This window comes from Myxococcus sp. AB056 (genome assembly GCF_006547365.1).
Lineage (GTDB): Bacteria > Myxococcota > Myxococcia > Myxococcales > Myxococcaceae > Myxococcus > Myxococcus virescens.
On sequence record NZ_VHLB01000010.1, the window covers coordinates 110345 to 123023 of the forward strand.

11 protein-coding genes are annotated in these 12679 nt (G+C 67.3%); 4 read left to right on the top strand and 7 right to left on the bottom strand.

What is annotated here, in order from left to right:
* The first annotated feature begins 117 nt into the window (after positions 1–117).
* Entirely contained in the window at positions 118–1566 is a 1449-nt protein-coding gene (locus FMP39_RS07090; protein WP_194858275.1) for a glycoside hydrolase family 43 protein, read from the top strand.
* A gap of 220 nt (positions 1567–1786) precedes the next feature.
* On the opposite strand, the gene FMP39_RS37820 is transcribed toward FMP39_RS07090, so the two are convergent.
* The gene (locus tag FMP39_RS37820) at positions 1787–2494 is read right to left on the bottom strand and encodes a hypothetical protein (RefSeq protein ID WP_228557743.1); all 708 of its coding nucleotides are present in this window, start codon (positions 2492–2494) and stop codon (positions 1787–1789) included.
* A gap of 597 nt (positions 2495–3091) precedes the next feature.
* Between FMP39_RS37820 and FMP39_RS07100 the strand changes: the two genes are divergently transcribed.
* Positions 3092–3622, top strand: a complete 531-nt coding sequence (locus FMP39_RS07100) for an RNA polymerase sigma factor (protein WP_228557744.1) — start codon at positions 3092–3094, stop codon at positions 3620–3622.
* 5 nt (positions 3623–3627) lie between these two features.
* Here the strand turns inward: FMP39_RS07100 and FMP39_RS07105 are convergent, their stop codons facing one another.
* On the bottom strand, positions 3628–4236 hold the full coding sequence (locus FMP39_RS07105; RefSeq protein WP_141589213.1) for a DUF417 family protein: 609 nt from the start codon (positions 4234–4236) through the stop codon (positions 3628–3630).
* Positions 4237–4343: 107 nt separating this feature from the next.
* Positions 4344–4538: a hypothetical protein gene (locus tag FMP39_RS07110; RefSeq protein ID WP_141589214.1), complete on the bottom strand. Its 195-nt coding sequence runs from the start codon at positions 4536–4538 to the stop codon at positions 4344–4346.
* Between the two features lie 245 nt (positions 4539–4783).
* Between FMP39_RS07110 and FMP39_RS07115 the strand changes: the two genes are divergently transcribed.
* Positions 4784–6103: a ferritin-like domain-containing protein gene (locus tag FMP39_RS07115; protein WP_141589215.1), complete on the top strand. Its 1320-nt coding sequence runs from the start codon at positions 4784–4786 to the stop codon at positions 6101–6103.
* Positions 6104–6543: 440 nt separating this feature from the next.
* Here FMP39_RS07115 and FMP39_RS07125 read toward each other — a convergent pair whose 3' ends face one another.
* Together FMP39_RS07125 and FMP39_RS07130 are read right to left on the bottom strand one after the other, a co-directional pair.
* A complete protein-coding gene (locus FMP39_RS07125) occupies positions 6544–7083 on the bottom strand; it encodes a hypothetical protein (protein WP_141589216.1) in 540 nt (179 codons plus the stop codon).
* Positions 7084–7677: 594 nt separating this feature from the next.
* Positions 7678–8328 (bottom strand): LysM domain-containing protein, encoded by a 651-nt coding sequence (locus FMP39_RS07130; protein ID WP_228557745.1) that lies wholly within the window; start codon positions 8326–8328, stop codon positions 7678–7680.
* A gap of 500 nt (positions 8329–8828) precedes the next feature.
* On the opposite strand from FMP39_RS07130, the gene FMP39_RS07135 reads away from it, so the two are divergent.
* The gene (locus tag FMP39_RS07135; protein WP_228557746.1) at positions 8829–9503 is read left to right on the top strand and encodes a hypothetical protein; all 675 of its coding nucleotides are present in this window, start codon (positions 8829–8831) and stop codon (positions 9501–9503) included.
* A gap of 416 nt (positions 9504–9919) precedes the next feature.
* Here FMP39_RS07135 and FMP39_RS07140 read toward each other — a convergent pair whose 3' ends face one another.
* Both FMP39_RS07140 and FMP39_RS07145 read right to left on the bottom strand, forming a co-directional pair.
* Complete coding sequence (locus FMP39_RS07140; RefSeq protein ID WP_194858276.1) at positions 9920–10510, bottom strand: GrpB family protein; 591 nt, start codon at positions 10508–10510, stop codon at positions 9920–9922.
* Between the two features lie 376 nt (positions 10511–10886).
* Positions 10887–12620: an FG-GAP-like repeat-containing protein gene (locus FMP39_RS07145; RefSeq protein ID WP_141589219.1), complete on the bottom strand. Its 1734-nt coding sequence runs from the start codon at positions 12618–12620 to the stop codon at positions 10887–10889.
* Positions 12621–12679: the final 59 nt, after the last annotated feature.

Sequence of the window (12679 nt, forward strand, 5' to 3'; positions counted from 1 at the left end):
CAAGTGCTGTTGTCTCTGGTCGACTGAAGGACATTGGCCGGGATGTAGAGTGGTTTGCATTTCTTGTTTTGCTGGTATTTCGTGCTAGCTCGTGCCCCTCCATCTGGAGGTGGTTCCATGAGGAAGTTCCCTCGCATCCTGGCGCTCACGGTGGTGTGCGTCCTCTCTGCGTTTGCATCCGGCTGTGGCGACGAGCGCATCGACACGCCGCTCGCGGAGGAGGCTCCGGTAGGCACCGCCGGCGCGTCGCTCGCGTGCAGTACCCGCATCACCTACGGCGAGAGATGGATTCGCCCCTCGGGACACACCGCGCAGTACGACATCGCGAGTGGTTTGGTGACGTGGGATGGCACCTGCATCAACGAGGGCAGCAACTCGTATGCGGTGCTCTCGAACGGCTGGCGGCCGTACTTCACCGGCAACAACGCCTGTGTCATGGCGCTCGACACGGACTGTGCCGGGGTTACCGCGTGCTCGACGCGCGTCACCTATGCCGCGTCGTGGCTGCATCCGTCGGGACACACCGCGCAGTACGACGACGTGAGCGGGCGCGTGTTCTGGGATCGGGCCTGCACGAATGAGGGCAGCAACTCGTACGCGGTGCTCTCCAACGGGTGGAGGCCGTACTTCAGCGGCACGGGCGCGTGCGGCATGTCCTTCCGCTACACGGGGTGCGGCGGCCTGTACCGGAACCCGGTGGTCCCCGTGGATTGCGCGGACCCCGGCGTCATCCGTGATGGGACGCGGTACGTCGCCGCGTGCACGTCCGGCGGTGCGGCGAATGCCTTCCCCCTGCGCACGTCGACGGACCTGGTGACGTGGACGAGCGCGGGCTCCATCTTCCCGTCGGCGTCGAAGCCCACCTGGGCGACGGGCGACTTCTGGGCGCCGGAAATCCACAAGGTGGGGACGCGTTACATCGCTTACTTCACCGCGCGGCACTCGAACGGGAAGCTGTCCATCGGCGCGGCGACGTCGGCGAGCGCGCTCGGGCCCTTCACGGACATCGGCCGGCCGCTCGTGCATGACACCGCGATGGGAATGATTGACGCCACCTTCTTCACGAGTACCACCGGGGTGCCCTACCTGGTGTGGAAGGCGGACGGCAATGCGGTGGGACGGCCGACGCCCATCTACGGGCAGGCGCTGTCAGCGGATGGTCTGTCGCTGGTGGGCTCGCGCCAGACGCTCATCAGCAACAACCTCTCGTGGGAGGGCGGCGTCGTCGAGGCGCCATGGGTCGTCGCTCGGGGCGGCTACTACTACCTCTTCTATAGCGGTAACGCGTACTACAACAGCACCTATGCCGTGGGCGTCGCGCGAGCGACGAGCCCGCTGGGCCCGTACACCAAGCTGGGCTCGCCGATTCTCAAGACGGGTGGCGGCTGGGTGGGGCCGGGACACAACTCCGTCGTCACCGGGCCGCGCGGTGACATGTACATGGTCTACCACGCGTGGAACAGCGCCCACACGGCGCGGGTGATGCTCGTGGATGCAATCACGTGGCCCAATGGCTGGCCCTCGGTTCCGTCCGCGCCGTCGGCGAGCTCGCGGCCCATGCCGTAGCGGCTTCGCTGTGACGACTGCCTCCGCGCCGCGGCCTCATTCGCCACGGCGTGGAGGTGCGCGGCGGCGGGGGAGGGCGGTTTGCCCGCAGAAGGCAATCGACAGCTCCGCATGGTTCGAGGCACCTCGCAGCGCGCGGAAGACCACGCCCTTCGGTTGGAGCATCTGGGCGGACATCGGCGTCATCGTGAGCCGGAGTCTCTCTTCCACCACCCGAAGCTCAGTCGGCCGGCTCCTGCCCCTGCGGGATGAAGACAGGGAGCACCTGGCCTTCCAGCCAGGCGTCCATCATCCGGTTCTCAAGCAACTTCCCGACGACGTGGTAGCGCGACACCATCGCGGGGGAGGTGAGCGCGTCCTCGCAGACGACCGTGGCTTCGCCCAGGTAGGACGCGTGACACATCCACACCCGCGCGCTGTCGTTCCAGAGGAACCCGACGTGGTAGTCGAGCCCGACGACGTAGAGCCCCTCACCGGCGCGCCTCACACGGTCGACAACCCCGGACACGGGACGGTTGCGAAACCTCCAGATTTTCTTCGGAGGTGCCAGCGCCTTCACGATGTACTCGGCGTGCTGCTGGGCCATCTGCGTATGCTCGACGCGGAAGCCGGCGTCTCGCAGCACCGTGGAGACGAAGTAGCCACAGGCGATGCTCCCTGTGCGTGGCGTCTGGCTGTCGCCGTAGAACTCCCACGGTGTGCCGTACCAGGCCGGCATCAGGTGTCGGGTGATGGCATCGAGCACGGTTGCGCGGGCCTCGTCACGCAAGGCCATGCGCTCGGCGCCGGGCTGGTGCCACCGCGTGCCGAAGGCGTGTCGTCGGGACTCCAACTCGGAGACCACCTCGGCATAGGGCCGCTCTGGGAGAGGGGCGTCGCGCTCCTCGTCGACAGCGGCAAGGGTGAGGAGCAGCAGGATGGGAACCATGCACCGGTGGACGCCTGGACACGCGCGAAGGTTCCTATCGCGGTGGGCGGACTGCGGCTGGCGTAACCGCTCAGGGGGGCGCGCTCGCGGGCCGACTGGACCAGGAGGCGGGTCGGCCCTTATTGAGGTCGCCGGAGAGGCGGGCCCCCTTCAGATGAAGCGTCGTCGCCGTGTGACAGAGTCCATGGTTCGGCGGGGAGCAGATGCCTGCCTCCGTCAGCTGCCGCGCCCCTCGTGGGAGGGCGGCCTGGCCAGGTGCGTCCCCCAAGGGACTGCGCGACCTCTCGACCGGACTGGGACACAGCTCGGCCGCCACCGTTGGCGGCCCTCCTCGTCTCTCTGCGCCAGGTAGCCACCCCATGCTCTCAACGAAGGTCGCGTTGGCCGAACAATGGGCCACGTTCGCTCTCGGCACGGTTGCGGTTTCACGCGGCCTTGTCGACGCAGCCGCGGAAGTAGTCGCCGTCAGGAAGTTGGGTGGAATGCGCATTGGCGCATCGGCTACGTTGCGCCCTTTCGACGTAACGAAAGGCGTGCAGGAAGCTTCGCGAGGGGGCGACGGTTGCTTGCCGGATCTGCCGCTGAAAGGAGCTGGAGATGGAGCGCAACGACGAGAAGGGGTTCTTTTCCTGGGTCACCCGCCTGGTGCGCGACCATCGCGGCACGCTCGCGGCGGTGGCTCGAAACGAGGGCCTGCTCGCCGACGACGCGCTCGACGCCGTCCAGGACGCCTTCGCGACCTTCCTCGGCCTGCCCCACGCGCGGAAGCTCGCGTACGAGGAGGACGACAGCCGCAACCTCCTCGCGATCCTCGTGCGCAACCACTCGCGGAACAAGCGGCGGCGCCACGAGCTCGCGCGGCCGCATCTCAGCGACCGTGAAGTGGTCGAGAGCCTGGCCGACGATCGGGAGAGCGTCGATTCGCTCATCGAGCATGCCGAGGCGCATGTGCTCGCCTTCCAATGCGTGGAGAAGCTCGCCGCGGTGCAGCGCCAGGTGGTGACGCTGCGCCTGCTCGAGGATCAGCCGGGCGTCCGTGTGGCGGATCTCCTGGGCACCACACCTGGAAACGTCGCCGTGCTCCTGCACCGCGCGAAGCGTGAGCTCCGCGCGTGCATGGAGGAGTAGCGCTCTCAGGCGGCGGCGCGGTGGAGCCGCTCGGCCGGCTGTGGCTTGCGCTGCGCCAGCCAGACCCGCGCGGAATCGGCCATGGTGACGATGGCGGCGCCAATCATGATTGCATCCTTGACCACCAGCCGCCCGCGGCCACTCAGCCACGGAAAGCCGTGGTGGGCGTCGCCGAGCGCCGGCACCCAGCTCTCAGGTGTCGTGACGAGAAAAGAGAGCGTCACTACCGACATGCCGATCACGAGGGCGCTGCCGATGGCGCCGAGCTCCGGGCGCCACCAATGGGCGGCGATGAGCAGGCCGAAGAGCACGATCACGCCACCGAGCAGGTAGGAGAACCCATAGGTCCCGTTCGCCTCGTGCCACGCGCGGTTGGCGGGAACGAGCGCGCCTTCGGCATTCATATGCTGCCGGTATTCGGGGGCGTCGTATGCATAGACGAAGCTCATGACCGGGCTGTTGGCCACGAAGGGGACGATGCCGTCGGCTTCGTATTCGGCGACCTTGAGCGAGCCAATCCAGACGAGGACGACGATCAGGCCGGCGCGAAGGACGTTCATTCCGATGCGGTCGGCACGGGCGGCGAGGCGGAGGAGCGACTCGATACGGGACAAGGATGGATCTCCTGCTGTGGGAAGCGCCCGAGCCCACGGTTTCGGACTCGAACGCTTGCGCTATGCCGTCATGAGGTTTCGTCCCGCCCGGGCATTACACGGAGCATTCAAAAGGCGAGCGCGGCGACGAGCAGCGCGCCGGCAACCAGCGCCGACCAGCGCCGCGTCTGTGTCCGGGGGAGCTCCTTCGTGGGCGCGAGCGCCTGTTCGCCTGGAGGAACGCTGCGCGCGCTGCGGGCGACGAAGAGCGGCTGCCAGCGCGGCTCCTTGCGGCGCGCGAACTGCTCGAGCGGCGCGAGCACCTGAGGTGGGCGTGGCCTCTCGTGGAGGTGCCATGCCAGCGCGAGGGGGGCGTCATGTTGAGCCCGCTTGGACGCCGCTGCCGCGCGACCTGAGCAATCCGGGACACCTAGTGCATCAGGTTTCTGAGTATGCTCATGGAAAACACCGACATATTCCAGCCGGCGACCCCGGGTTCCTCGAATGAAGCGCTCGTGGCACTGTCATTGCTTTCGAGGGCGAGGTCGTTCCTAGAAAGGAGTGCTACTTGAACTCGGATCAACTGCGTCGGCTCTTCGCTCGAGCGCTGAGTGCATCACTGGCGTCCCCGCTGCTGCTCACCGGTTGTGGCAATGGGGGTATCTCCCTGGAAGGCTACACTTCCCCCACCTGCGATAATGGAAGCCTGTCGGTCCAAGGGCTGTCTCCCGCGACACAGACGGACTTCGTCGGGATGAGGCTCATCGCCGACCTGTACACCACGCCTCAGCAGCAAACCCTCGTGTCCTCGGGGGCGCCGTGCGAGACCGCCACGCAGCCGGTGGCGTGTAACGCGGAACTCGAGGCCCTCTCCTCCGAGGAGGGGTTTCGCTCCCGCTGCGAGCCGGACTGCTACGCGTACTACCTCGTGACGACGCGAGGGGATGCGGTGGAGGCCCACACCTCTCAAGAGGCGCTCCAGGCCTTCCTGGGCGACATCGACACCTCTCAGGAGGCGCTGCTCCAGGTCTTCGCGGGGGGCTACGACCTGAGCTGCACCGAGTTGGAGAAAGGCGCGGTGAAGGCCAACGCAGACGGGACCTTCAACGTCGTCGCCTCGAAGGGGTTTGCGTGTGGAGAGGGCTCTAAACTGACGCAGTATCTGCTGGAGGTGACACCCTCGGGCGAGGTGCACGTGAGGCAGACCCACATCCTGGAGCGGGGCACGAAGGGGTGCACTGTGGGGCGCAGGCCCGCGGGACTCCGCTCGGATGGCTCGATTGCATGCGCGGATGAGCTGGGGCAGCACTTCGCGCTCATCGCCCACCTGGAGGAGGCCTCCATCACGGCCTTCTTGAGGCTGCGGGACGAACTGGCGCTTCATGGCGCGGCGGTCGAGCTTCAGCAGGCGGCGCTGAGCAGCGCACTCGATGAGGTGGCCCACACGGAGGTGTGTGGACGACTGGCGCGTCGTCATGGCGCGACGCCTGCGCGCGCGGTGGTGGCGCCGCTCCCGCCCAGGCCGCTGCTCGAGGTGGCGCTGGACAACGCGGTGGAGGGCTGCGTGCGCGAGACGTATGGCGCGCTGCTGGCTCACCATCAGGCCCTGCACGCGGAGGACAACGAGGTGCGCGAGGCGATGGTCCGTATCGCCGAGGACGAGACCCGGCACGCGGACCTGTCCTGGGCCATCGACCGTTGGGCGGTAGAGCGACTGCCGTCCGCCGAGCAGGAGGCGGTACGCGCGGCACGTCAGCGGGCGGTGGAGGCGCTGCGTGAGGAGGTCTCCGCGCCGACTGATGCGGCGCTCCTGCGGGCGCTGGGGCTGCCCGAACCGGAGGTCGCCGTCGCGATGGTGGACTTGCTCTCGCGGGAGCTCTGGAATTGAGGCGTCGGGCCTGCCCCTGAAGCGGCCACGGAGTCGAGGTTTGCTCAGGGGCGTATCGGCCCAAGGCTCGTGCCGCTCACGTTGGCGGCACGTCCGCGAGCACCTCCCTCAGCCGTTCCTTGAGGGAGTGGCGCGCTGGCGCTGGAGCGCTTGTCACGAGCGGAGGATGCCCGCATCGCTTGGCGCAGGAAGCGCTCGCTGCCGGACGAGCACGACGCACCTGCTCTTCACCGGGCTGGCGCTCTTACGGCGTGTGGCGTCCCTGGTGCCTCCGTCTCAGGCAAACCTCACGAGGTTTCCGGCGTCAGCGCTCCTGGCGGGAGACTGTGGCTATTTCTGGTCCCTCACGCAGGAGCGCAGGCCGAGCCTTGAGGCGGGAGTCCTCGGACGAGGTTTCTCCCGCCCCAAACCTCACGTGGCCCGAGGTGCGAGGCGAGGCCTCACGGGAACGCCATGATCGTCGGCGGCGTGGTGCTGGTGAAGAAGTCTGGATAACTCGCTGTGTAGTGGCTCCCGCTGCCGCTCTCTCCCGAGATGACGCCGGTCTTCGAGCCCGAGACGGTGACCGTGGTGCCGTCCGCGGCAATCGCCACGTTCTCCGACACGATGTTGCCCGCCCCCAGGTAGACGCCCAAGCCGCTGCTCCGGATGACGGTCAGTGTGGCCGGGTCCACGTGGTGCACGCTGAGGGTGATGGGCGCGCTGCCGCTGAGGCTCGACTTCTTGGTGTAGCTCGCGGCGATTCCCAGCGCATTCCCCGCCACCGACCGCGTCGGCTCATAGACGATGGACGTGCCCAGGGTCACGCTGCCGTAACCATACACACACGTCGGGATGGGCTGGCGGAAGAGCTTGACGTCATAGACAGTCGGCGTCACGTTCGGCTGCGGGTACGCGGAGATGCTGTAGATGCATCCGTCAAGCGACACGGATGACACCGCTGACTCTTGCTGCGCCAGCGCGTCGTCCTGCCCGGTCATTCCATCCTCTCCGCCGCAGGCAGGGAAGAGAACTGCGGCACAAAGATAGACAGCCTTCTTAAAGAATCGCATCGTGCAATGACTCCTTCGCTCGCGGGGGAAGCTCGGGAAGGGTAACAGCAAAGCCATTCTCTTCGCGGGCAATCTGCACGCATCCACTCGCTCCTCGATGACCCCAGCGGTGGAAAGCTGCCACTCAGCGAACTGCGCCTGGGTCGCGTGGGCATCACCCCGAACGCGGTGTCCAACGACCCATGAGCGGGAACCCGATGTCTCGCATCAAGAGCGGAGGCCCTCTGGGTGGAGGGTGTTCGGGGACTCGCCCGCATTCACAGCTCACCTCAGTGGCATGAAGCGCGATGCCTTTCTCTGTCTGGCCTGGTGTGACCTGACACCCTCCCCCTCAAATGAGGTGGTGGGACGCGCGAACCCATGGCACTGCGGTATCGGCTGGTGGCGCTCATGCCTGACACACCCGGGCGCCCTCCGTGGTTTCCCTGGGGTACCCTCGACGCGCCCTCCGCCGGAAACGACGAAGCCCCCGACCCTCTACAGGGCCAGGGGCTTCCAGGGATGCCATCTGTGCAGCAGGCACTACACGATGGGCATGAAGACCTTGAAGCCCGTGCGCCCGCTGTTGGTCGTGTTGCGCTCGATGAAGTCGCTCGCGGACGAGTGACCATCACCCAGGGTGACGGCCGTGTGGCCGTAGATGCTGCCCAGGCGCGTGGAGGTGCTCTCCCAGGTGAGGACGAGGCCCGGAATCTTCAGCGCCTCCTCCAGCGACATGTTGACCTGCTTGAACTTGTCGCGCGGCAGGTTGTTGTCAATCTGGTTGCCGTTGCCCGACACGCCAATGCCCAGGGAATTGCGGATGGCCCGGCTGACGCCCGTGGCGCACAGGCCCTGGCTGTTGTAGCCGCCCATGCCCATGGCCGCCGAGCGGGCCGCATCCGCCAGTCGACGCATCGCGGCAGACGCGTTGCTGGGCCCAGCGCCCGTCGGGCCGCCCACGTCGGCTCCACCGCTCACGCCACCCGAGGAGCCTCCACCGCGAACGCCCTGAGGGCCGCCACCGGCGTCGAAGCTGTCGCGACCGGAGTGCCCGATGCGCAGCGTGTTCCCCGCGTAGATGAGGTCGGGGTTCGTGATGTTGTTGTCACGGGCAAGCTTCTCCACCGTGGTGCCGAAACGGGCCGCCAGGCCGGAGAGGGTATCGTTGGTACGGATGCGGTAGATGGACATGGTAGCTCCTACCCCCATTCTCGGGACTTCCCCGGCGGAGTTGCTTCCCCCTTCCAAGATTCTTGGATTGTTTGGGGAGCCTCCAGGCTTCACCCAGAGCGCCGGTCGCATCTCTCCATGTGCGGGCGCACCCATGGCGTGCCAGGGGCCGGACCTTCGGCGAAGGTTCCTGCCGAGTCCCTCCCGTGGAGCGGTCATCGCGCCGCATGTTGACGACTGCCCCCTCTGCGCCTGATGCGGCGACTGGTCAGCGACGTCCATGGCTGGAGCGACGGCTATCGCCCGACGTGAAAAGCCGGCACCGTGACGTTCATCCTGCCCGGACGCCGTCTGGTGCCGTCACGACTCCGTCACGGCAACCATGGTTCCATCGAATGGTATCCAGGGCGGACGGTGGGGGAGCCTGCTCCGACGTACCCGCATTCCTTTCATGAAGGCCACCTCCGCCCAGGGTGCGCGAAGCGAAGTCCTTCGTTTCCTCGTTGCGCGGAGGTATTGGGATGATGACTCGTCTGATGCGCGTCCTGGTCATGGGGCTGGTGTGGATGCCGCTGCTGGCGCGAGGACAGGGGCTTCCCAAGGAGGAAGTCCGCGAGCCTCCCGTGGACATGGCGTCACAGTCCTCCACCTCGTCACCGTCCACGGCCTCGCCGACGCAGGGCTCCGGGGTGGTGCCGGATGATGACTACTCACTTGGAGGGCACCTGGTCGTCGGGACGCTCCTGGGCGGCGTCGGGCTCTTCACTGGCACGCTGGTGGGAGGATTGGTCGGCGCAGCGCTGGATGGCAACTGCTCGCTGACGCGCTGCGGAGACACGTTCGCGTTCGCCATTCCAATGAGCCTGGGGACCACGCTCGGAACGTCGCTGGCCATCTACCTCACGGGAAACAAGTTCAACGGGAGGGGCAACTTCGGCCCCACCTTCCTGGGCGCCGCACTGGGAGCGGTTCCATTCGCCTTGCTCACGACCAGCCGCCACGATCGCGTGGCGAGGATTGGCACCGTCGGGATGCTGGTCACTCCTCTCATCGGTTCGTTCACGGGCTACTGGCTTTCGCGATCGTCGAGCCCTTCGCACGGGACAGTGCGCGCGGAGCTGCCGGAAGCCCAGGCTGCTCCGGTGCTGGGCCTGACTCAAGGCGGTGCGCTCGTCGGGGTGACGGGGCGCTTCTGAGCCTCCTCGATGCGGATGAGACGCAGCTCCTCTGCGGCGGTTGATGAGCGGCTTCATTTCCTTCGGCGTAGCGATAGGCGGGGTGTCTGTGGAGGAGCCCAGGGGGAAGGGCTGGGCGCCAACGGCAGCCCGGTTCGGCGGACGCATCGTGAGCGGGAGCGTCATGTATGCGCACGAACGCTACGAGGCCGGCGGGACGGGCTACGTCTTCGCGGTGAAGCGCCAGCTGCCCCTGGCGAGGATGACGCCCAGCGACCCTGAACCCATGAGTTCCCGGGAGGAGCGCCGGGCACCTCTGGCGCTGGCACGCCGGCAAGAGCAGGGCTTCCGGTCAGCCTCGCCCGGCCAGGAGCCTGGGGGGCGGTTCAATCCGGCGGAGCCTGGCGAACACCACGACGCCCGGCACGCGCCGCGCCTCAGCGAATCCAGCCCGCCGCGCGAAAGATCCGCGCGTAGATGTCGCGGATCACCGGCTCCTTTCGGCGGTTGTATTCCATCACATCGTCCATGCCTTCGGCGGAGGTGTACTTGACCGCCGCGTAGCGCTGCCGGTCGTCGTCGTGCTCGCGCAGCCAGTCGCGGAACATGACGTGGCGAATCACCTCGGGGCAGTCCGGGCCGAACACATGCAGGTTCACGCGTGGCGCGGCGAGCCGCAGGCAGCGGTGCTGATGCCAGGACGGCTCGCGGATGATGAGGTCGTAGCCCAGGCCCTCGAGGGCAGGCACATAGTCGTCCTCGCGCGTGGGGTCGGCGACGATGAGGTCGATGTCGATGATGGGCTTGGCGGGAAGGCCCGGCACGGCGGTCGAGCCGACGTGCTCGATCTGCATGGCCGATGCGCCCATCACACCCTGGATGGCCACGGCAAGCTCCGCGTAGCGCGTCGGCCATCCGGCATCATAGGGAACAACTGCAACTTTCTCAGGAGCGGGTTTTCCTTTGACCCAGGGGTCCTCGTCTGGGTCGGCATCGTAATGACGCATGATGTCTTCGGGGCGTGGCATGCTGGGCATTCTCGCTCATGATGTGAACTCCGGCGACCGCGTCTACCCGCAGGCAACTGTCATCGTCCAACCAGGACGCCTCGAGCCGGATACCCCTCACCTCCGCGCCTGTCCACGAAGCCAGCGGCGAAGCTCGGCGCCGCGTCCTCGCGCCTGATGTCGAAGGAGGGCTTCGACACTCCATGGGCGCGGGTGAGCGCCCTGCTCGAGGGCAGGCGACGCCGACTCCATCGCGGGGGTGCTTGCCCATCGGCACCTCGCCCGGCCGCGGGAACTGGACCAGGAGTCCGCGGGTGCGCACATGGGCTGAGCCCCGCTCCCGCGCAGCCCCCGCTTCGGTGCCACCACCGAAGCGGGGGCCGTACCCGAGGGCGCGTCAGGGCAGGCAGCTCGTCGTCAGCATCGTGAGGGAGGCGCTGCCTTCCTGGCTCACCATCAGCTCGAGCTTGTCATCGCCGCTGAAGTTCCCAGCCGCGAGCCCCAGCGGCGCGCCGTCCAGGACCACGTCTTGTCTCGCCGAGAGCGAACCATCGCCCATGCCGCGCAGGAAGCTGACCGTGTTCTTGGCCGTATTCGTCACGGCGACGTCCAACCAACCGTCCTGGTTGAAGTCCGCCACGGCCAGCTCACCCACATCCCCCAGCACGTCGAAGTTCTTAGCGGCCTCGAACGTGCCGTCGCCGCGCCCCAGTCTCACGCTCACCGCGGGCTCGTTGAAGGAATCTCCCTTGCTGGTCACCAGCAGGTCCGCCCGGCCATCGTTGTTGAAGTCCGCCGCGGCCACATGCCTGGGCGCGTTCTGGGCGGGATACCGGAACGCCGCGCGGAACGAGCCATCGCCCGCGCCAAAGTAGACATAGAAGTCGGAGACGAGCGAGGCGGGCATCACCACGTCCAGGTGACCGTCCCCATCGAAGTCCGCGGTGGTGACGGTGAGCGCGGCGAAGGACAGGGGGAAATCCAGCCGGGTGAGCGAGCCCACCCCGTTGCCTTTCATCCAGCTCAGCGTCGAGGACCCCGTCGTGAGGCTCGTATTGACGGTGAAGACATCCCGGTTCCCATCTCCATCGAAGTCCGCCGTCGTCATCGCCCAGGGTCCCGCGCCCGTGAGGGTGCTGCGTCCCGCCCCGAAGTCGCCATTCCCCAGGCCGGGTAGCACGCTCACCGACTGAGTCCGGGTGTTGAGCACCACCAGGTCCAGCAGCGTGTCGCCGTCGAAGTCCCCCGTGAGGACGCTCTTCGGGTCCGCGCCCACCGCGAACTCCCCTTGCCTGTGGAAGCTCCCATCCCCCTGCCCGAGAAAGGTGGCGACGGTCCTCTCGGCCATTCGCGTCCCGGCGAGGTCCAGCTTCCCGTCCTTGTCGAAGTCCCCCGCCACCAATCCCCGGAGCTCGGCCTCCACGGAGACCTGTGGGAGCTTCGTCAGTCCGACATTGTCACAGCGTGTCTTCGACAGCCGCGGCGCCGAGGGCGGCCCCATCCCCACTGCATTCACTGCCCGGACCACGACCTGGTACTCCGTATCCGGCCTCAGTCCCGTGAGCTCCACGCTCGTGCCCGGCGCGGACAGGGAGCGCTGGAACGTCCCCGCGAGGAGCTCGACGGAATACGAGTGAACCGTCGCCCGTCCGTCCGAGGTCGGAGGCTCCCAGCTCACCTGCAGCGCCGTGTTGAGGGAGACGACATCGATGATTCGGGGGGCGCTCGGCAGGTCGTGAGTCGTCACGGCGACCGAAGCGCTTGACTCAGGTCCATCTCCGGCCGCGTTGGTGGCGCGAACCTGGAAGGTATAGCTCGTGCCGTCGGAGAGGCCGGACACCACCACCTGCGTGGCGCCTGTCGTCGTGGCGGTGATGCCCCCGGAGCCCGTCACCGTGTACTTCACGATGGCGTCGCCGCCGTTCGAGGTGGGCGCCTTCCAGCTCACCTGCACGGACCGGATGCCTGGCGTGGCCTGGACGTCCATCGGTGGCCCTGGAGTCGTCACCTCGGGCTCCGGTCGCGGCGGAGGGTCCTTGTCTCCACCCTCCGAGCTGGAACCGGAGCACGCCGCGAGGAGTCCCATCAACAGTGCGGCAACGAGGCCGCGCTCATACACCTGAAGCATCATCCATCCCTGGTCAGTTGGCTCCGGCCGGCCATGCGTGGCCTGTAAAGGCAAACCATATG

Bases quoted from the DNA above. Each gene is read 5' to 3' on its own strand.
- FMP39_RS07125 (WP_141589216.1), bottom strand. From the start codon at position 7,083: ATGACCGGGCAGGACGACGCGCTGGCGCAGCAAGAGTCAGCGGTGTCA.
- FMP39_RS37820 (WP_228557743.1), bottom strand. From the start codon at position 2,494: ATGGTTCCCATCCTGCTGCTCCTCACCCTTGCCGCTGTCGACGAGGAG.
- FMP39_RS07135 (WP_228557746.1), top strand. From the start codon at position 8,829: ATGATGACTCGTCTGATGCGCGTCCTGGTCATGGGGCTGGTGTGGATG.
- FMP39_RS07090 (WP_194858275.1), top strand. From the start codon at position 118: ATGAGGAAGTTCCCTCGCATCCTGGCGCTCACGGTGGTGTGCGTCCTC.
- FMP39_RS07130 (WP_228557745.1), bottom strand. From the start codon at position 8,328: ATGTCCATCTACCGCATCCGTACCAACGATACCCTCTCCGGCCTGGCG.
- FMP39_RS07140 (WP_194858276.1), bottom strand. From the start codon at position 10,510: ATGCCACGCCCCGAAGACATCATGCGTCATTACGATGCCGACCCAGAC.
- FMP39_RS07100 (WP_228557744.1), top strand. From the start codon at position 3,092: ATGGAGCGCAACGACGAGAAGGGGTTCTTTTCCTGGGTCACCCGCCTG.
- FMP39_RS07145 (WP_141589219.1), bottom strand. From the start codon at position 12,620: ATGATGCTTCAGGTGTATGAGCGCGGCCTCGTTGCCGCACTGTTGATG.